The following is an 18,313-nucleotide window of genomic DNA, read 5'->3' on the forward strand; positions in this document are numbered from 1 at the left end:
TTTATGTTGATTATCCAACCTGGGCCTGTTTGTCCTCGTCGGGGGTGACCACCACACGGATGTCGGCGCCCACGCCGGACAGCTTGCGGACGATGTCCTCATAGCCGCGCTCGATGTGGTGGATGTGGCCGATCTCTGTGGTGCCCTGGGCAGCCAGTCCGGCAATGACCATGGCCGCACCTGCCCGCAGGTCACAGGCCTGGATGCGGGCGCCGGTAAACTTCTCCACGCCCTCAATGACGGCAATCTTGCCGTCCACCTGGATCTGAGCTCCCATGCGGCGGAACTCGTCCACATAACGGAACCGGTTGTCCCACACGCCCTCGGTGATGACGCTGGTGCCCTCAGCCAGACAGAGGACAGCGGCGATCTGGGGCTGCATATCGGTGGGGAAGCCGGGGTAAGGCAGGGTCTTGACGTTGGTACGGGTCAGCTTGCCGGTGCGGCGCACCAGCACGGCGTCGTCCCGCTCCTCCACGTCCACGCCCATCTCCAGCAGCTTGGCGGTGATGCACTCCAGGTGCTTGGGGATTACGTTCTTGATGAGCACTTCGCCGCCGGTGGCAGCCACGGCGGTCATATAGGTGCCCGCCTCGATCTGGTCGGGAATGATGGAGTAGGTGCCGCCGGTCAACCGCTCCACGCCCCGGATCTTGATGACGTCGGTGCCGGCGCCCATGATCTCGGCGCCCATGGAGTTGAGGAAGTTGGCCAGGTCCACAATGTGGGGCTCCTTGGCGGCATTTTCAATGATGGTCATGCCGTCAGCCAGCACGGCGGCCAGCATGATATTCATGGTGGCGCCCACGGAGACGATGTCCAGATAGATCTGGGTGCCGTTCATCCGGCCGTTGGAAGCCTTGGCATGGATGTAGCCGCCCCGGACGTCCACGTTGGCCCCCATAGCCACAAAACCCTTGATGTGCTGGTCGATGGGCCGGCCGCCGAAATCGCAGCCGCCCGGAGGGGGAACCTCCGCGGAGCCAAAGCGGCCCAGCAGAGCGCCGATCAGGTAGTAGGAGGCCCGGATCTTGCGGGCCAGCTCCTCAGGTACCCGGGCGTTGCGGATGTGGGAGCAGTCCACGTCCACCGTGGTACGATTGACCGTACGCACGTCGGCGCCCAGTTCCTGCAAAATGTTGAGCAGCAGCGTTACATCGCTGATCTGAGGCAGATTTTCAATGCGGCATACCCCGTCCACCAACAGGGCGGCGGGGATGATGGCAACAGCGGCGTTTTTTGCGCCGCTGATGTCGATCTCTCCAAAAAGCGGTTTCCCGCCGTGAATCACATACTTTGTCAAAATGCAACCCTCTATTCCTTCCGCCGGGGAACACACCCACGCCGGCGGCATCCAAGGCCGGATCAGACCGGCACCATAAAGCATCTGCAAACGCCTGCCTGCGGCAGAGCGCTCCAATACGTATACATTATAACATAACCTGCCATAAAATCAAAGACATTTCTTTAATGCCTCTGTGACAGGGATGTTTTGATCATAATTTACCCTGCTATGCGGGAAATATACCAACGAGTCAGACAAAACGGACATAGAATCCGGGAAAAAGATCCATACTGCCCGGCGCATTGGGTCCGGAATATTATACCCTATGGGACTGCTTCTGTCTTTCTGAAAAATGCACAAAAAAAGCCACGGGAAGCTATGAATTTCGCAGCCTCCCGTGGAAGAATATGGATGACATTCTTTATTTGCTCTGTTTATCCCGTACCAGGATGTGGGTCACGTTGGGCTGGCTGGTGGGACGCACATCCACCTCAAAGCGGGAGAGGGATTTGACCAGCTTGGACAGCTTGGAAAAACCGAAGTTCCGGGGGTCGAAGTCGGGCTGCTTTTTCACCAGCAGATTGCCCAGCTCGCCCAGAGCGGCATAGCCGTCCTCATCGGCAATGGTGTCCACCGACTCGGCAATGAGCTTGACCACCGCCTGGGGGACCTTGTGCTCCGCTTCCGGAGGCTGTGCGGGAGCTTCCTTCTTTTTCTGGGGCTTCTGGGCCTTGGGTTTTTCTTCCTCCGCCCTGGCCTGCTCCGCTGCCGCCCGGATGACCTCAATGTAAACAAATTTATCGCAGGCCACAATAAAGGGATTGGGGGTTTTCCGCTCTCCCATACCGTAGACCTTTTTGCCAGCCTCCCGCAGCCGGACAGCCAGACGGGTGAAATCGCTGTCGCTGCTCACCAGCACGAAGCCGTCCACCTGGCCGGTGTAGAGGATGTCCATGGCATCGATGATCATAGCCGAGTCGGTGGCATTCTTGCCGGTGGTATAGCTGTACTGCTGGATGGGGGTGATGGCGTTCTCCAGCAGAGGGCCCTTCCAGGAGGCCAGGTTGGGGGTGGTCCAGTCTCCGTAGATCCGCTTGATGGTGGGAGTGCCGTATACCGCCACCTCCGCCATGATGTCGCCCAAGGCCGAGCGGGGCGCGTTGTCTGCGTCGATCAGCACTGCCAGGCGCAGGTCGGTCTGTTCTGACATGGCGGTCCTCCTTAAGCCAGTACGAAGTGATAAAAGCGCAGCATCTCGTACCAGTCCTTTGCCGCAAAGGAGACGGTACGGCTGTCTTTCAGGCAAGCGCCGGGGTAGAAGCTGCGGCGGTAGGCCAGTTTGTGGTCGTGGAAGGTAACGGCAGTCTCAAAGTGTTTCGGCATAGGCACCGTACAGTCCTCCGCCCGGCCCACGGCCTCCTCCGCCCCTTTCCGAATGGCTTCCACTGCGGCGCTGGGGTGCATGGAAAGTACACCGCCCCCCACACCCTCATTCACCGGGACGGTGACAATGGCGGGGATGAGCTGCCGGGCGCTGTCGCACAGGTCCTTGTCCCCGGACAGAAAACAGACGGGTACGCCGAAGTAACCTGCAATATAGGCATTGATGAGAAACTCGCTGGCCGGAGTTCCATTGAGCAGCACCTGAGCGCAGTCGGTGGTCATGGTATGGGATAATGGATTACCGCCGCAGGAGCTCCAGGCATGATAGCCGGTAAAAAGTACGCCGCCAAACGTTTCCCGGTTCAGGCCGGCCATCATACACAGGGGATCGCCGGTCCAGCCCCGGAAGATGCGGACCTGACGGGGAAGGGCGGCGGCGTCCAGATTGCGGGCAGAGTCGTGGGCGTCCTTTACCAGCAGACCCTCCGCTCCACCGGTCAGGGCGCCCTGGCAGGCGGCGGCCACCTCGGCGGTCATCTGTTTGCGGAAGGGTTCATAATCAGAAGCGGAGCCCCGCTCGGTCTCTTTCCAATCGGCAATGCCGCAGGTGCCCTCAATGTCGGCGCTGAGATAAAATTGCATAAGACAGGCCTCCCAAGTGTTTTTTTCAGTATATCATAGTTTTTTGCCTTCAGGCAACTTGGCGGAGCTACTATTTTGTGCAACCATTGCAGCAATTTGCCGTCTAAAAGCGTATATAGGGTGAAAGGGGGAGAGAGAATGGACCCCAACCGGTTGGAATCGCTGATTCAGATCCATCAAAATACCCTGTACCGGGCTGCCTTGGCCATTCTTGGGGATGCCCATGAGGCGGAGGACGCGGTGCAGGACGCCTTCCTGCGCCTGCTGGAGAAGGGGCCGGAGTTTGAAAGCCCCGCCCATGAGAAGGCCTGGCTGCTGCGGGTCACCGTCAACGGCTGCAAAAGCCGCCTGCGCTCGCCCTGGCGGCGGCGCACCGCCCCGCTGCTGGACACCTATCCCGCCGCCGCTCCGGAGGAGCAGAATCTGATGGAGACCATCATGACGCTGCCGGCCCGGGATCGGACGGTGCTCCACCTCTACTACTATGAGGGGTACCAGACCGCCGAGATCGCCGAAATGACCGGCTGGCGGGAGGGTACCGTCCGCTCCCGGCTCACCCGGGCCAGGGCAAAGCTGGGAGCGCTGCTGAAAGGAGAAATGCAATGAACCGATATCGTAGTTATATGGACCGCATCTCCGCTCCGGAATCCCTGGCGGACCGGGTGTTGGAGGGAAAGCGATCCCGGCGGGCCCGTCCCGCTTTGGCGGCGGGCGTTCTGGCGGCCTGCTGTCTGGTGGCGGCGGCAGGCGGCTGGCAGCTGTGGCAGGGGAGAAGTCTGGCCGGGCCGGACCCCACGGCGGGGGTGGCGGCCACGCCTGCCGTGACACAGACCATCCCGGAGCGGGGCTATGCCCTGGTGGTGGAGGATGCCTTCGGAGGACAGCCCCACAGCTTCCCCAATGTACCCGGGTATGATTACCATTACCCCGACTGTACCGGCTCGGACGTCGTGATAGGCGACTACGCCTATCCGGAGGGGTGGTTCATGGAGCTGTTGTCCGCCCAGGAGATCATCAACGTCCTGGGGGGTACAGACGCGGTGCCCTGGACGTTGGACTGGACCGGCTTCGGCCTGGATGGCACGGTGATCTACGATGGGGAGGGGAACCCCTGGCGGATTGAGATCATCGGTCAGCGGGGAGAGGATACCCTGCATCTGGAGCTGTGGCCCGGCCGGGAGCCCTTCCGCGACCTGATTTATGACGAGGCCGCTGTTACGGAGGTGGATGGGGTGGACGTTACCAGCTATTCCCTCTATTATGACCGGGACGGGGACGGCACCAAGGAATACACCTACCATGCGGATTATTTTGACGGTGCCATAGGGGTGGATTTCACCTGTACCAGCAAGGACCAGAGCGCCGCCGCCAGGCTGGCCAGTCTGGTGGTGGGCCACAAGGGATTTACCGCCGACGGCCTGACTACCCCCGCCGGCGGGCAGCATATGGACCTGGGTACCGCCCGACTCTACGGCAGCGGGGAGCTGACCCTGGCCCAGGCCTATCAGCAGGAGCTGGCCGCTTATCTGCCCGACCGGTCGGCCCTGCCCGAGGGCTTTGTCTTTGAGAGCGCCCACTGGCATTTCGACGAGGTGGAGGACAGTTTGAGCATCCTGTGGTACCGGGGGTATGACACTGTGAGCGTGAAGGCAGCCCTGCTGCTGGACTCCAACACCGGTGAGCAGCTGGACACGGACGTGCTGCCGGACGAGATCACGCCCCAGGCAATGGAGCAGCGGTTCGGCCGCTATGTGGACGATGACCTGGGGGATACCCCGGGCTGGCGATACGAATCCTTCACTGTTCACTATTTCCGCAACGGGGAGCCCACGGTGGCCGTCACTTATTCCATCAAGGGCCTTACCCCGGAGGAGGCCGCCGCCTTTGTGAACAGCTGCCAGGGAGAATGGAGCCTGGATTAAGATCTGGAGAAAAGAAGCGCCTGCCGCTGCCGCGGCAGGCGCTGTTCTGTTTACGGAAGCACGATGGTGTCCTCCTCCGTGATCCCGGACAGGATCTCCACATAGTCGCTGCCCCAGAGACCGGTCTCCACGGTGACCGTCTCGGCCTTGCCGTTGCGCAGCACCTGGACGGTGTCGCCGTCCACCGCCTTGACGGGCACACGGAGGCAATTCTCCTTCCCCTCGGTGAGAATGGACACCGACACGTTCATGCCGTCCCGCAGGCCGTCGGTGTTGTCCAGGGCGACCTCCACGGTGTAGTCGGTGACGCCGCCGGAGGTGACGCCGGTGTCCTCCACCCGCCGCACCGAGCCGGTGTAGGTGCGCTGCTCCCCGGTGTCGGTGGTGAAGGTGATGGATACGCTCTGGCCGGTACCCACCCGGTCGATGTACTGCTCGTCAATACTGGCGTGGACGCACAGGGCTTCAGGCTGGGCCAGCACCGCCATGGGGCTGCCGGCGGAGGCCAGATCCCCTTCCTTGGAAGTGCGGGAGAGGATGACCCCGTCCGCCGGAGCGGTGATGGTGTAGTCCTCCCGCTGGTCCATGAGCTGGGAGAGGGAGGTCTGGGCGGAGCGGACCTGGAGAGAGGCGTTGGTCACCGCGTTGGTGAGACCGTCGTTTTTCAGGGTGAGAATGGTCTGGCCGGCGGTGACGCTCTCCCCCTCCTGGATGGACAGGGTAAGCACCTGGCCGGACTGGGCAGAGTAGATGGCCTGCTCGGTGGCGTAGGCGATGGTTCCCGCCTCCATGCACTGTACGCCATTGACCGACGCCATGGCGGAGGCGCCGCTGGCCAGGGTGCCGGGATTGCGGAAGGAGAACTCCACGTTGACGCCGGTGCGGCTGCCGCTGAGGGCCACCGGCGTGTCATACACCCGCACCACCGTGCCGGTGAGGGTGTCCGCCATGCCGGGGAAGGAGATCACCGCGGCGCTGCCCGGGGTAAGGGCGGCGGCATCCTCCAGAGAGAAGGGGACGGTGAGCTTCAGATTGAGGCTGTCCACCACCTGGGCCACCGGTGTGCCGGCGGAGATCATATCGCCCACATGGACGTTCACCGCCGTCACCGAGCCGGAGGCGTGGGAGACCACCGTCAGGTCGGCGCAGGCGGCCTGGGCCTGGCTGAGGGATGCCTGGGCGCTGTCCACCGACAGCTGGGCCTGGACGATCTGATCCTCCAGGGCATCGGAGTCAATGGTGTACAGGGTCTGACCTGCCGTTACGGTGTCCCCCTCCTGGAAGGTACACTCCGTCACGGTACCGCTGACAGTGGGGACGATGGTATAGTTGTCGGCATAGGTCACAGTGCCGGTATCCTCCACCCGGTACTCCACCGGGCCGGTATCAGGCTGGACGGTGCGATACTCGTCCTGGCCGGAGCCGGAGCAGCCGCTTAGCAGAAGCAGGCCCAGCACAGACAGAAGAGCCGTGCCCCGCCGCCAATACACAACTTTCATAAGAAACACCCCCGTGTGCTATTCCACGCTTTTCAGTGCGCCCAGCATATCGATCTCCCGCATTTTTCGCCCGATGATCACATTGACGCCCAGGGCGAAGATCATGGTGACCGCGCATGACAGGCCGATGGCCATGGGGGTGATGATCACCTCCAGGGGCATGGCGGTGATGGAGAGGATCAGGAACCGATCCAGGGCAATGCCCAGAGGAATGCCGCACAGGATACCGGCCCCGGCGAAAATCAGGTTTTCGCTCAGCTGCAATTTCTTGATCTCTTTTTCGTAGAAGCCCAGAACCATCAGGGTGGCCAGGCTGCGGATCTGTTCATAGAAGCTCATGATGCCTAAGTTATAGATGACGATGCAGGCCAGCCCGCCGCCAAACAGAATGAGGATGTACACCACCATGGAGGTATTGGTCATCTTCTCCACTGCGGCGGCGGTTACTGCCTCCCGGCTCTGCCAGCCGTCCACAAAGTCGTACCGGTCCAGTTCTGTTTCCAGTGCGGCGGCATCCTGGGTGGTGAGATAGGCGGTGGTGGGCGTATAGGACTTGCCCAGCTCCCGCCACAGACTGCGGCTGATATAGGCGCCGCTGACGCACCGGTTGATCTCTGCGACCCTTAACCTGTAGTAATGGTTGTCGCCGGTAAAACGGAGGGTAATGATATCGCCCTCCTCCACCCCCAGATCGTCAGCCAGCAGCTTTTCCAGCACCACCCCGTCCTCCGGCAGGGTGAGGGACCCGGTGGCGTAGGGATCATACAGGTGAAGGGAGACGGTATCCTCGGTCACCGTCAAAGTGGAGGTGGTCCGCTGATCGTCGGTATACATCCAACAGGCGGTGGTCATCTCCAGTTCTGCCCCGGTGACGCCGGGGGCGTTGGTCAACCGGCTGTACTGGGCCTCGGTGACTGAGCTGTTCAGACTGGCCATAACGTCATACTTGTTTTGATTTTTGGCCAGGGCATCGGAGTAGGCATCCATGGAGTCCTTGATGGCAAAGGCCATGAACACCAGGGCCATACAGAAGGCGATACCCACCACACAGGTGAGCATCCGCACCTTGTTGCGGAAGGTGTTGCGGATGATGTACTTGCTGTTAAAGCCCAGCCGCCGCCACAGAGGACCCACCCGTTCCAACAGAACGGTCTTGGCGTTTTTGGGGGGCTTGGGGCGCATACACTGGGCGGGACTTTCCTTTAACAGGGAGCGGGCCACCAGCCAGGCGCTGCCCAGGCAGCACAGGGCGGTAAGACCTGCCGCCTGGCCCCAGGCGGAGAAATCGTGGACAATGGTGTAGGGGGGCAGGTCGCAGCCGGTGGCAATGGTCCACACGATAAGCTGGGAGATGTATTTGCCCAGCAACGCGCCGATGGGAAACCCTACGATCACCACCAGCAGGGCATGGAGCAGATAGTAGATCAAAATCGTGTGGTCGTTATAGCCCAAAGCCTTGAAGGTGCCGATGTCCATACGGGCATTTTCAATGAGCCGGTTCATGGTGCTCACCATCATCAGCACCGCGCACAGGAAAAACAGGGTGGGGAAGAAGGTGAGGATGGGTACCAGGTTGTCTTTGCCTTCCATCAGGGAATAGGCGGGCTGGTTGTCTTTCAGCGCCAGGATGTTGACCACTTTGTTGCCCAGCGCATCATCGATGGCTTCCCGGATGGCAGAGGCGGGAATGTCATCGGCGGTGGTGATACAGATCTGGGTATATTGATTGGCTCCCATCACCCCGCTGAGGACCTCCTCGTCCACATAGGCGAAGGCGAAACGGGACAAGTCGGGGGAGGGATTGGTGGCGTTGATGTTGTAGAGGCATTCCGGGTCCTTGCCCACACCGCAGATCTGGAGCCGCAGGTGGATTCCAAGGCCGGTGAGGGTGATCTCGTACCAGTCCCCCACCTCCAGACCGTGGGCGGCTGCGTACTGGTCGCTGAGGAAGATTTCCCGGCTGTTTTGGGGCAGGGAGCCTTCCACAATATAAGGAGTATTGATGGAAAAATTGGCCACACCGTAGAGGGTGAGGGTCAGATCGCTGTCATAGCGGTCCTCGGCATCCAGCACCACCCGGGGCTGCACACCGGTAATGCCCGCAATGGACGACAGATCCCGGCAGTCCCCCTGATCCAGGCCGGCACCGGAGATCCAGTAATCGGCCACATTTTGGGTGTCGTAGTAGCCGCCCATCAGCCGGTCTACGTTATAAATGATGCCGTTGAGACCGGTATATACCACCACGGCGATCATGGTGATGATGCTTACCGAGATCAGCCGGGAGGCGGTGCGCCGAAGGTCGCGGAAAAAATTCTTCCAGATCATGCTACCACTCCAGTTCCTGTACGGGCACCGGGTTGGGGTTCTGCTCAAAGGATTCGATCTTACCGCTCTTCATGCGGATCAGTACATCGGCGGTAGGGGCCAGAGCGCCGTTGTGGGTGACCACTACCACCGTCTTTTTGCTCTGCTTGCACAGGTCGTACAGCAGGGCCAGGATGGATTTGCCTGTCACATAATCCAGGGCACCGGTGGGCTCGTCGCACAGCAGCACATCGGGATTTTTGGCCAGGGCACGGGCGATGGCGCCCCGCTGCTGCTCGCCGCCGGAGCACTGGGCGGGGAAATTCCGCCGCCGCTCGTCCAGACCCACCATACGCAGTACCTCCCGAGTGTCCAGAGGGTTGGGGCAGATCTGGCTGGCCAGTTCCACATTTTCCTCCACGGTCAGGTTGGGCATCAGGTTGTAGAACTGGAACACAAAGCCGATGCTCTCCCGGCGGTACTGGGTGAGCTGCTTCTTGTTGAACCCGGAGATCTCTTTCTCGTTGACAAAGACCTTGCCGCCGGTGGGGGAGTCCATGCCGCCCAAAATGTTGAGGACCGTGGATTTACCGGCGCCGCTGGCCCCCAGAATAATGGTGTATTTGCCCTCGGGGATGGTAAAGCTGATGTCGTCCACCGCTTTGATCACCGTTTTGCCCATGATATATTCCCGGGACACGTGCTCCAGCCGAACGCCTGCCATAGGGACGACACCTCCCTGAAATTGGTTAAAAAATACGGATATCGGTGGAATTAGAGAAATTATTTGTGCTATTATGCTATATTATAACACGGCATATTTGCTTTCTCAATCCCTGGGGGAAAGGCTGAATAAAAAATCATCTGCGGTTTCCGAAGTAACCGCAGATGATTTGGTATTATGCAAATTGATAGATGCCGTCGGCGATGGGCGCAAAGCCGGCCTGGAAGAAGGCGGCGCAGGCTTTGGCCATATAGGCCGGGTCCTGACTGCCGGCGGTCTCCACGGCAGAGTGCATGGCCAGCTGGGCCATGCCGATGTCTACCATGGGGATGCTGACGGCCTGGCTGAGCAGATTGCCCAGGGTGGAGCCGCCGGGCTCGTCGGCCCGGTTGGCAAAGATCTGCACCGGCACTCCGGCCTGCTGGCAGACGGCTTTGAACAGACCGGCGGTGAGGCCGGTGGTGGTGTACTTCTGGTTGGCGGACAGTTTGATGACCACGCCGCCGTTGGGGTAGACCTTGTTGGCGGGATCGGCCTTCTCGGTGAAGTTGGGGTGGACGGCGTGGCCATTGTCGGCGCTGAGGAGCATACTGCCGGTCAGAGCCTGCCGCACCTGCTGGTCGTCCAGCTTCAGGACATGGGCAATGCGGGAGAGCACATCGGGCAGGAAGGAGCTGAGGGCTCCCTGCCGGGTGCCGCTGCCTACCTCCTCGTTGTCAAAAAGACAGTAGACCTGACCCAGCTTGTCCTGAGGGGCGGCGGTGAGCAGGCCCTCCAGGGTGGCGTAGGCGCAGCCCAGATCGTCAATGCGGGGGGCCTGGAACAGCTCCCCGGCGGGGCCCAGCACCACTGGCTGCTGTCGGGGGCAGAGGGTGAGATCGTTAGAGAGAATGTCCTCGGGATTCACGTTCAGCTCCTGGGCCACCAGCTGGGTGAGGGAGGGGCTGCCCGCCAGGCCGTACAGGGGCTGCATATCCTTCTGGGCGTTGTAGTCATGGCCCCGGTTCACATCCCGCTGCTGATGGATGGCCAGGCTGGGGATGGTGAGCAGGTCCCGGTCCAGGTAGACCAGACGGCTCTCCACGCCCTGGGCGGTTTTGACAATGGCTCGGCCTGCCACAGTGAGGGGCCGGTCCAGCCAGGAGGCGCAGTTCATGCCGCCATAGCCCTCAGCAGACAGGCGGAGGTAGCGCTTGTCCCCCTCCAGCACGTCGCCCTTGATATAAAAGGTGGGGGAGTCGCTGTGGGCGGCGGTCATCCGCCAGCCGGTGAGAGCGGTTTTAGGCAGCCGGAAGGCGATGAGGCTGCTCTGGTTGCGGGTGGTGTAATAGCCTTTGCCCCACTCCAGGGTCCAGGACGCGCACTCCTCCAGTCGGGTAAAGCCAGCCTCCTCCAGCAGGGCGGCGGCGCTGCCCACGGCGTGGTAGGGGCTGGGACTGCGGGAAATAAAATTCATCAGTTGATGCAGGGTATCCATATTTGGTAACCTCCTGGGTGAAAGATCCAAAGATATGATAAAAAGCCGCGAACGTGGCAACGTCCGCGGCAGTGTGGTGCGGGCATGGGGACTCGAACCCCAACGCCGTGAAGCACGAGAACCTAAATCTCGCATGTCTACCAATTCCATCATGCCCGCCTGTTGTGTCCACTAGTTTAGCATCCGCGAGGGAAAATGTCAATTCCGACAGGGGGTTGCGGCAGGGACAGGAAGGCATTATAATGAAATGGCATATGCAGCCCAAAGGAGGAACCATACCATGGAAATTGCACCCCGGATTGCTGCCATACAGGATATTTCGGGCTTTGGCCGCTGCTCATTGACGGTAGTGCTGCCGGTGCTGTCCGCTATGGGCAGCCAGTGCTGCCCCCTGCTTACCGCCAGCCTCTCTGCCCATACCGCTTTCCCGCCCAGCGATAAAGCCACCTTTCTGGACCTGACCGGCCAGATGGAGGGGACCACGGCCCATTGGGCGGAGCTGGGCGTGACCTTTGACGCCATCTACAGTGGTTTCCTGGGATCGGCAGACCAGATCCGGATCATTGAGAGATTCTATCAGCAGTTCCGGGGAGAACACACCCGGGTGCTGGTGGACCCGGTGATGGGAGACCACGGCAAGCCCTACCGCACCTGTACCCCAGGCCTGTGCGCTAAAATGCGTCAGCTGGCTGACCAGGCCGACTGCATCACCCCCAACTGGACCGAGGCCGCCCTGCTGCTGGACGAGGACTACGCCAACCGTCCCACGGAGGAGACGGGCATCCGGAACTGGTTGGAGCGGCTGAGTCTGGACGGCAAACGTTCGGTGGTGCTCACCGGTGTGAGCCTGACGGAGGGACAGATTGGTGCGGGCTATTTTGACCGCATCACCGGCACCACCGGCTTTGCCATGGCCCACCAGGAGCCCGCCCATTTCCCCGGCACCGGTGACCTTTTTGCCAGCGTGCTGCTGGGCGCCCTGATGCGGGGGGACGAGCTACCCGGATCGGTGCGGCAGGCAGTGGACTTTGTACAGCGCTGCGTGGCCTGCACCCTGGAGGTGGGTACCCAGCCTCTGGAGGGGGTTCAGTTTGAGCCCCTGCTGAAAGAACTGGTGTAAACGCCGCCTAACATCAGAGAGACAAACATAAAAAAGGGACGCTGCTGATGCAGCGTCCCTTTTTTGGATTCAAGTAACTTACTTGTGGTCCACGGAATACATATGAGCAATGAGGTCCAGGACCTTGTTGGAGTAGCCGATCTCGTTGTCGTACCAGGACACGACCTTCACGAAGGTGTCGGTCAGAGCGATACCGGCGCCGGCGTCGAAGATGGAGGTACGGGTGTCGCCCAGGAAGTCGGAGGAAACAACGGCGTCCTCGGTGTAGCCCAGGATGCCCTTCAGCTCGCCCTCGGAAGCAGCCTTCATGGCGGCGCAGATCTCGTCGTACTTGGCGGGCTTGGCCAGGTTGACAGTCAGGTCAACAACGGACACGTCCAGGGTGGGAACACGCATGGACATACCGGTCAGCTTGCCGTTCAGCTCGGGGATAACCTTGCCCACGGCCTTGGCGGCGCCGGTGGAGGAGGGGATGATGTTGCCGGCAGCAGCGCGGCCACCACGCCAGTCCTTCTTGGAGGGGCCGTCGACGGTCTTCTGGGTAGCGGTGGTGGAGTGAACGGTGGTCATCAGGCCATCGGTGATGCCCCAGTTGTCATGCAGCACCTTGGCGATAGGAGCCAGGCAGTTGGTGGTGCAGGAAGCGTTGGACACGAACTTCATGTCGGAAGTGTAGGTGTTGTGGTTGACGCCCATCACGAACATGGGGGTGGAGTCCTTGGAAGGAGCGGACATAACGACCTTCTTGGCACCGGCGTCGATGTGAGCCTGGGCCTTCTCCTGGGTCAGGAACACGCCGGTGGACTCCACGACGTACTCAGCACCCACCTCGCCCCAGGGAATGTCCTTGGGGTCCATGCAGGCAAAGAACTTCACGGTCTTGCCGTTGACAATGATGGCGTCATCGGTGTACTCGATGGTGCCGTCGAACTGACCGTGCATGGTATCGTAACGGAGCATATAAGCCATGTAGTCGGGGGTCATGAAGGGATCGTTGATACCCACGAACTCGATGTCAGAGCGGTTGATGCCGGCGCGGAACACCAGACGGCCGATACGGCCAAAACCGTTAATACCCACTTTAATGCTCATAGTGAATCTCTCCTTTGTTCTAAATAGCCTCTTAATACATCTTTCTTTGGCGCGACTACATTATAGACTAATCTGCCGGGAATGAAAAGAGGAAAAATGCAAAACTTACTGGGGAAACTGTATAAATTTATATGGCGGTTATCGGTAAACGTGGCGGTTTCGATGTAATACGACCGTATTCCTTGAGATTCGACAAAATATTTGCTATACTGACTTTGACTTTACCGTGTTTTGGGAGCTGAGAGGAGGAGGGAGGCCCATGGAGCCTGTTTCCGAGGATCTGGGGCTGCTGCTGGTGGAGCAGTTCCGGGAGCAGATGAACAATCTGGCGGCGGCGGTGCAGCTGCTGACGCCGGTGGTACAGGAGAAGGGAGGGCGCCAATGTGAGCCCTACCTGGCCATCCTCCACCAGAGTATGTACCGCATGATGCGGATGCTGGGCAATCTGGAATATCTCCAGCTGCCGGAGGACGAATTGACAGTGACCCGGACCAGTCTGGACCTTGCCGGGCTGTGCCGCGGCCTTGGAGAGCAGGTGGCTTCCCTGGCGGGACAGGCGGGCCTGGAGTTCTCTTATGAGGAGGAGCGGGGCAGTCTCATCACCACCGGGGACGGCCCCCAGCTGCGGCGGATGCTGCTGGGCCTCATTTCCAATGCCTTTCGGGCGGCCGGAAAAGGGGGGCATACCGGACTGCGCCTGGCGGTGCGCCAGGACCGGGCGGTGCTTACCGTGTGGGACGACGGCCCCGGATTGCTGCCGCCGGAGGAGGAGAAAGAGCAGAAGCTGCTCCACCGGCCCGACGGCCTGGGCCTTGGCCTGCGGGTGGCCCGGCGGATCGCCGCCCTCCACGGCGGGGCTATCGTATTTGAGCAGCGGGAGGACCGGGGCTCCCGGGCGGTGGTGTCCCTGCCCATCCGGCCGCCGGAGGGAGGAACGGTCCTGCGTACCCCGCGGGCGGACTGGGACCGGTCGGGGGGATTCTCCGACCTGATGGTGGAGCTGTCCGCCGTATTGCCCTACGAGGCTTTTTTACCCGCTGACCTGGAGTAAGATACAAATGAAAAAAGAGCGCGGCGCTTGGCGCAGCGCTCTTTTTCTATTCCCAGGAAAGCGGTATGGAACTTGACGTTACCGGTCTTCCGTGGGATAATAATAAGAATCTTGTTTTTTGGTTTGGAGTGAGCGTATATGACGGATTTTCTGATCCGGCATTTTGTACGAGATTATCAGCAGGTACAGGACCCGGCGGTGCGGGAGCGCTACGGTGTACTGTCCGGCGGAGTGGGTATTTTTCTCAACCTGCTGTTGTCGCTGGGCAAGTTTTTTGCCGGCGTGGTCACCGGCTCCATCGCTGTCACTGCCGACGCCTTCAACAACCTGTCCGACGCAGGTTCCTCGGTGGTGACCCTGGTGGGCTTCAAGCTGGCGGGGCAGAAGGCTGACGACGGACACCCCTTTGGGCACGGCCGCATTGAGTATCTGGCGGGACTGCTGGTGTCTCTGCTGATTTTAATGGTGGGCGTGGAGCTGGGCAAGACCTCCATTGAGAAGATCATCCAGCCGGAGGAAGTGGCCTTTTCCATCCTGTCGGTGGGTATCCTGGTCTGCTCCATCCTGATCAAGCTGTGGATGAGTCTTTTCAACCGGAAGCTGGGCAAGCGTATCCACTCGGCGGCCATGCAGGCCACTGCCACCGACTCCCTGTCTGATGTGGTGGCCACCTCCGCCGTGCTGGCGGGCACCCTCATCGGTCACTTTGCCCATGTGAGCATCGACGGCTGGATCGGCGTGGTGGTGGCAGTCTTTATCCTGAGGGCCGGCTGGGGCGCCGCCAAGGATACCCTGAATCCCCTGCTGGGCACCGCCCCCGACCCGGAGCTGGTGAAGGCCATCCAGCAGCTGGTGCTGTCCCACGAGCAGGTGGTGGGGATGCACGATCTGGTGATCCATGACTACGGACCGGGCCGTCGGATGTGCTCCTTCCACGCCGAGGTGCCGGAGGGAGACGACATCATGGAGGCCCACGATGCCATCGATCACATCGAGCGGGAGATCCAGGAGAAATTCGGAATTGAGACCACCGCCCACATGGACCCCATTGCCACCGGAGACAGTGAGGTAGCCCGTCTGCGGGAGCAGATGAGCGAGCTGGTCCGGGAGATCGACCCAGATATGAGCATCCACGACTTCCGCCTGACCCGTGGTCCCCGACACTCCAATCTGATCTTTGATGTGGTGGTCCCCCACCGCTGCCGTCTCAGCGATGAGGAGATTCGCAGACGCATTACCGAGGCGGCAGAGCAGGTGGTGCCCGGCTGCTATGTGGTGCTCCAGCTGGATCGGTCCTATGTGGGGGCAAGATAAGGCGATTTACAAATTGTTCACCTCCACTGTGGGGAAACGTGTATAATAATGTCTGATGAATAAACCGAAAATCGGTTTATTCCCGCGGCTGTAGCCGCGTAATTCCATTGGTGCGTTGAGACGCACCAATGGAAGGTGCAAGGTTTTTGGATAACTTTGTCCAAAAAACCTTGCACCTGAACAAAGCTATTTGGCCTTGAAAGATTTGGCTTTCAAGCCTTCCGGCTCTGTTCATTACGCATTATAATAAGGTTAAGTATGGCACAGACGCCCAGGTATAAACGGACATACCGGAAGAATACCATTTGATTAGTCTGAAAAGGACGGTGTACTATGGCCAAGAAAGTCCTCATCGTGGAAGACGACACCAACATTGCTGAACTGCTCCATCTCTATCTGGAGAAGGAGGGGTTCGAAACAGCGGTAGCCGGCGACGGCGGCAAGGGTGTGGAACTGTTCCGCTCCTTCCGGCCTGACCTGGTTCTGCTGGACATCATGCTGCCCGTTATGGACGGCTGGTCGGTGCTGAAAAAGATCCGGGAGAATGACAAGACCCCCGTGATCATGCTCACCGCCAAGGGCGAGACCCAGGACAAGGTGGCGGGCCTGGAGGGGGGCGCCGACGATTACATTGTCAAGCCCTTTGAGATGAAGGAAGTGCTGGCCCGCATCCACGCGGTGATGCGCCGGTTCGGCGGTGACGAAAACGGAGGGGGAGAGAAGAAACTCTCCTTTGACAAGCTGGTCATCAACCTGGATTCCTATGAGCTGCTGGTGGACGGCAAGCGGGTGGACACGCCCCCCAAGGAGCTGGAGCTTTTGTACCATCTGGCCGCCTCCCCCAACCGGGTGTTTACCCGCAACCAGCTGCTGGATGAGGTGTGGGGCTTCGATTACTTCGGAGACTCCCGCACCGTGGACGTACACATCAAGCGCCTGCGGGAGAAGCTGGAGGGCGTCAGCAGCCAGTGGAGCCTCAAGACCGTGTGGGGCGTAGGATATAAATTCGAGGTTGTGACGGCCTCATGAGAAGCCTGTATAAGCGGCAGTTTATCCTGACAGCCGGTATGATCCTGGTGTCCTTTGCTCTGTTGGGTGTGGCGTTCTTTACCCTGTCCTATCAGTACACCATCCGTCAGACCAAAGAATCCATGGAGCGCAACGCCGATTATGTGGCCAACTTCACGTCCAAGTCCCGGGCTCTGGGGCTGGGTGTGGAGGATGACGTCTACATTACCATGATCGCCACCATCGCCCAGATCTCCGACGCCGTGGTACTCATCACGGAGGCGGATGGCGAGATGGTGGTATCCACCGACGGCGTAACGGTTCAGGGCTACAACACCCTGGGCGGACGCTATCTGCCCCGCACCGTAGTGGAGCAGGTGACCCAGTCTGGGGGATATACCGGTATGAGCACCCTGGGCGGGTTCTTCTCTGAAAAGCGCTATGTGGCCGGTACGCCCATTGTGGTGGAGACACTGGACCGCAGCAGCGGCCAGGTGGTCAAGACCATGGTGGGTGTGGCCTATGTGGCGGCGGAGGCCTCCAGCCTCACCGAACTGTGGCGGGCCTTTACCACCATCTTCTTCTTTACCGCGGTGGTGGTGCTGTGCATTGCCTTCCTGACCAGCTCTGTGACCTCTCTCAAGCAGACCAAACCGTTGAAGGAGATCGCCGAGATCGCCAGAAAGTTTGGCCACGGCGAGTATGAGCTGCGGGTCAAGGGCTATGAGGACCGGCGGGACGAGGTGGGAGAGCTGGCCGAGGCCTTTAATGCCATGGCCGACTCCATCTCCAAGAGTGAGGAGCGGCGGTCCGAGTTTGTGGCCAACATCTCCCATGAGTTAAAGACTCCCATGACTACCATCGCCGGCTTTTCCGACGGCATTCTGGATGGCACCATCCCGCCGGAGCGGGAGCGGGCTGCCCTCCAGACCATCTCCTCCGAGACCCGGCGGCTGTCCCGGCTGGTGCGGCGGATGCTGGACCTGTCCCGGCTCCAGTCGGCGGAAAATGTCACTGCCCAGGAGCAGTTTGACGTCTCCGAGATCATGCTGCGGGTGCTGGTGAGCCTGGAGACCAAGATCAATGCCCGGCATCTGGATGTGGACACCCAGCTGCCCGACGGGGCGGTGATGGTGTGGGGCGATCCGGACGCCATCACTCAGGTGTGCTATAACCTGCTGGATAACGCCATCAAGTTCTCCAATGAAGGGAGCACCATGGGCATCTCCATCACCACCAAAGGCGGAAAGGCCCATGTGGCGGTACGCAACACCGGGCAGACCATCCCGCCGGATGAGTTGGCCATGATTTTCGACCGGTTCCACAAGAGTGACAAATCCCGCAGTGTGGACCGGGAAGGCGTGGGCCTGGGCTTGTATATCGTCAAGACCATTCTGAACAACCACAAGGAAAATATTACAGTGACCAGCCAGGACGGTGTGACCGAGTTCAACTTTACGTTGACCCTGGCATAAGGACAGGAGGGAGC

At 60.3% G+C, this 18,313-nt stretch carries 15 protein-coding genes and 1 tRNA gene; 7 read left to right on the top strand and 9 right to left on the bottom strand.

All coding sequences use genetic code 11. The features are described from left to right. Positions 1-10: 10 nt before the first annotated feature. The 3 genes from B5G42_RS09860 to B5G42_RS09870 form a co-directional block, all read right to left on the bottom strand. On the bottom strand, positions 11-1,303 hold the full coding sequence (locus B5G42_RS09860; protein ID WP_087269695.1) for a UDP-N-acetylglucosamine 1-carboxyvinyltransferase: 1,293 nt from the start codon (positions 1,301-1,303) through the stop codon (positions 11-13). A gap of 403 nt (positions 1,304-1,706) precedes the next feature. Beyond that, on the bottom strand, positions 1,707-2,495 hold the full coding sequence (locus tag B5G42_RS09865) for an NYN domain-containing protein (protein WP_087188840.1): 789 nt from the start codon (positions 2,493-2,495) through the stop codon (positions 1,707-1,709). Positions 2,496-2,506: 11 nt separating this feature from the next. Then, entirely contained in the window at positions 2,507-3,310 is an 804-nt protein-coding gene (locus tag B5G42_RS09870; protein WP_087269698.1) for a M55 family metallopeptidase, read from the bottom strand. A gap of 138 nt (positions 3,311-3,448) precedes the next feature. Here B5G42_RS09870 and B5G42_RS09875 point away from each other — a divergent pair, with 138 nt between their 5' ends. Further along, positions 3,449-3,916: an RNA polymerase sigma factor gene (locus tag B5G42_RS09875; protein ID WP_087269701.1), complete on the top strand. Its 468-nt coding sequence runs from the start codon at positions 3,449-3,451 to the stop codon at positions 3,914-3,916. Further along, positions 3,913-5,232, top strand: coding sequence for a hypothetical protein (locus tag B5G42_RS09880; protein WP_140399835.1), 1,320 nt, complete (start codon positions 3,913-3,915; stop codon positions 5,230-5,232). The genes B5G42_RS09875 and B5G42_RS09880 overlap by 4 nt, the downstream gene beginning before the upstream one ends. A gap of 50 nt (positions 5,233-5,282) precedes the next feature. Here the strand turns inward: B5G42_RS09880 and B5G42_RS09885 are convergent, their stop codons facing one another. From B5G42_RS09885 to B5G42_RS09905, 5 genes are all read right to left on the bottom strand, one after another. Beyond that, a complete protein-coding gene (locus B5G42_RS09885) occupies positions 5,283-6,731 on the bottom strand; it encodes an HlyD family efflux transporter periplasmic adaptor subunit (protein ID WP_087269707.1) in 1,449 nt (482 codons plus the stop codon). 18 nt (positions 6,732-6,749) lie between these two features. Then, the gene (locus B5G42_RS09890; RefSeq protein ID WP_087269710.1) at positions 6,750-9,059 is read right to left on the bottom strand and encodes an ABC transporter permease; all 2,310 of its coding nucleotides are present in this window, start codon (positions 9,057-9,059) and stop codon (positions 6,750-6,752) included. A 1-nt stretch (position 9,060) separates the two neighbouring features. After that, positions 9,061-9,762, bottom strand: a complete 702-nt coding sequence (locus B5G42_RS09895; RefSeq protein ID WP_087269713.1) for an ABC transporter ATP-binding protein — start codon at positions 9,760-9,762, stop codon at positions 9,061-9,063. 175 nt (positions 9,763-9,937) lie between these two features. Beyond that, positions 9,938-11,239 carry a M18 family aminopeptidase gene (locus tag B5G42_RS09900; protein WP_087269716.1) on the bottom strand — a complete coding sequence of 434 codons (1,302 nt, stop codon included), beginning with the start codon at positions 11,237-11,239 and terminating at the stop codon, positions 9,938-9,940. Positions 11,240-11,313: 74 nt separating this feature from the next. Beyond that, positions 11,314-11,398, bottom strand: a tRNA-Leu gene (locus B5G42_RS09905). 121 nt (positions 11,399-11,519) lie between these two features. Here B5G42_RS09905 and B5G42_RS09910 point away from each other — a divergent pair. Continuing rightward, on the top strand, positions 11,520-12,359 hold the full coding sequence (locus B5G42_RS09910) for a pyridoxamine kinase (RefSeq protein WP_087269719.1): 840 nt from the start codon (positions 11,520-11,522) through the stop codon (positions 12,357-12,359). 78 nt (positions 12,360-12,437) lie between these two features. Here B5G42_RS09910 and gap read toward each other — a convergent pair whose 3' ends face one another. Next, positions 12,438-13,451, bottom strand: a complete 1,014-nt coding sequence (gap, locus tag B5G42_RS09915) for a type I glyceraldehyde-3-phosphate dehydrogenase (protein WP_087188848.1) — start codon at positions 13,449-13,451, stop codon at positions 12,438-12,440. A gap of 259 nt (positions 13,452-13,710) precedes the next feature. Between gap and B5G42_RS09920 the strand changes: the two genes are divergently transcribed. The 4 genes from B5G42_RS09920 (at position 13,711) to B5G42_RS09935 (ending at position 18,299) form a co-directional block, all read left to right on the top strand. Continuing rightward, positions 13,711-14,502 (top strand): sensor histidine kinase, encoded by a 792-nt coding sequence (locus B5G42_RS09920; protein ID WP_087269722.1) that lies wholly within the window; start codon positions 13,711-13,713, stop codon positions 14,500-14,502. A 138-nt stretch (positions 14,503-14,640) separates the two neighbouring features. Then, on the top strand, positions 14,641-15,816 hold the full coding sequence (locus B5G42_RS09925; RefSeq protein WP_087269725.1) for a cation diffusion facilitator family transporter: 1,176 nt from the start codon (positions 14,641-14,643) through the stop codon (positions 15,814-15,816). 333 nt (positions 15,817-16,149) lie between these two features. Continuing rightward, positions 16,150-16,845 carry a response regulator transcription factor gene (locus tag B5G42_RS09930; RefSeq protein WP_087269728.1) on the top strand — a complete coding sequence of 232 codons (696 nt, stop codon included), beginning with the start codon at positions 16,150-16,152 and terminating at the stop codon, positions 16,843-16,845. Beyond that, positions 16,842-18,299: a sensor histidine kinase gene (locus B5G42_RS09935; RefSeq protein ID WP_087269729.1), complete on the top strand. Its 1,458-nt coding sequence runs from the start codon at positions 16,842-16,844 to the stop codon at positions 18,297-18,299. Before B5G42_RS09930 ends, B5G42_RS09935 begins: the two co-directional genes overlap by 4 nt. Positions 18,300-18,313 lie beyond the last annotated feature (14 nt).

It is taken from the genome of Flavonifractor sp. An91 (assembly GCF_002159225.1).
GTDB lineage: Bacteria > Bacillota > Clostridia > Oscillospirales > Oscillospiraceae > Flavonifractor > Flavonifractor avicola.

Excerpts from the sequence above, each read along its gene's own strand:
- B5G42_RS09865 (WP_087188840.1), bottom strand. The coding sequence starts at position 2,495 with ATGTCAGAACAGACCGACCTGCGCCTGGCAGTGCTGATCGACGCAGAC.
- B5G42_RS09870 (WP_087269698.1), bottom strand. The coding sequence starts at position 3,310 with ATGCAATTTTATCTCAGCGCCGACATTGAGGGCACCTGCGGCATTGCC.
- B5G42_RS09875 (WP_087269701.1), top strand. The coding sequence starts at position 3,449 with ATGGACCCCAACCGGTTGGAATCGCTGATTCAGATCCATCAAAATACC.
- B5G42_RS09880 (WP_140399835.1), top strand. The coding sequence starts at position 3,913 with ATGAACCGATATCGTAGTTATATGGACCGCATCTCCGCTCCGGAATCC.
- B5G42_RS09885 (WP_087269707.1), bottom strand. The coding sequence starts at position 6,731 with ATGAAAGTTGTGTATTGGCGGCGGGGCACGGCTCTTCTGTCTGTGCTG.
- B5G42_RS09890 (WP_087269710.1), bottom strand. The coding sequence starts at position 9,059 with ATGATCTGGAAGAATTTTTTCCGCGACCTTCGGCGCACCGCCTCCCGG.
- B5G42_RS09895 (WP_087269713.1), bottom strand. The coding sequence starts at position 9,762 with ATGGCAGGCGTTCGGCTGGAGCACGTGTCCCGGGAATATATCATGGGC.
- B5G42_RS09900 (WP_087269716.1), bottom strand. The coding sequence starts at position 11,239 with ATGGATACCCTGCATCAACTGATGAATTTTATTTCCCGCAGTCCCAGC.
- B5G42_RS09910 (WP_087269719.1), top strand. The coding sequence starts at position 11,520 with ATGGAAATTGCACCCCGGATTGCTGCCATACAGGATATTTCGGGCTTT.
- gap (WP_087188848.1), bottom strand. The coding sequence starts at position 13,451 with ATGAGCATTAAAGTGGGTATTAACGGTTTTGGCCGTATCGGCCGTCTG.
- B5G42_RS09920 (WP_087269722.1), top strand. The coding sequence starts at position 13,711 with ATGGAGCCTGTTTCCGAGGATCTGGGGCTGCTGCTGGTGGAGCAGTTC.
- B5G42_RS09925 (WP_087269725.1), top strand. The coding sequence starts at position 14,641 with ATGACGGATTTTCTGATCCGGCATTTTGTACGAGATTATCAGCAGGTA.
- B5G42_RS09930 (WP_087269728.1), top strand. The coding sequence starts at position 16,150 with ATGGCCAAGAAAGTCCTCATCGTGGAAGACGACACCAACATTGCTGAA.
- B5G42_RS09935 (WP_087269729.1), top strand. The coding sequence starts at position 16,842 with ATGAGAAGCCTGTATAAGCGGCAGTTTATCCTGACAGCCGGTATGATC.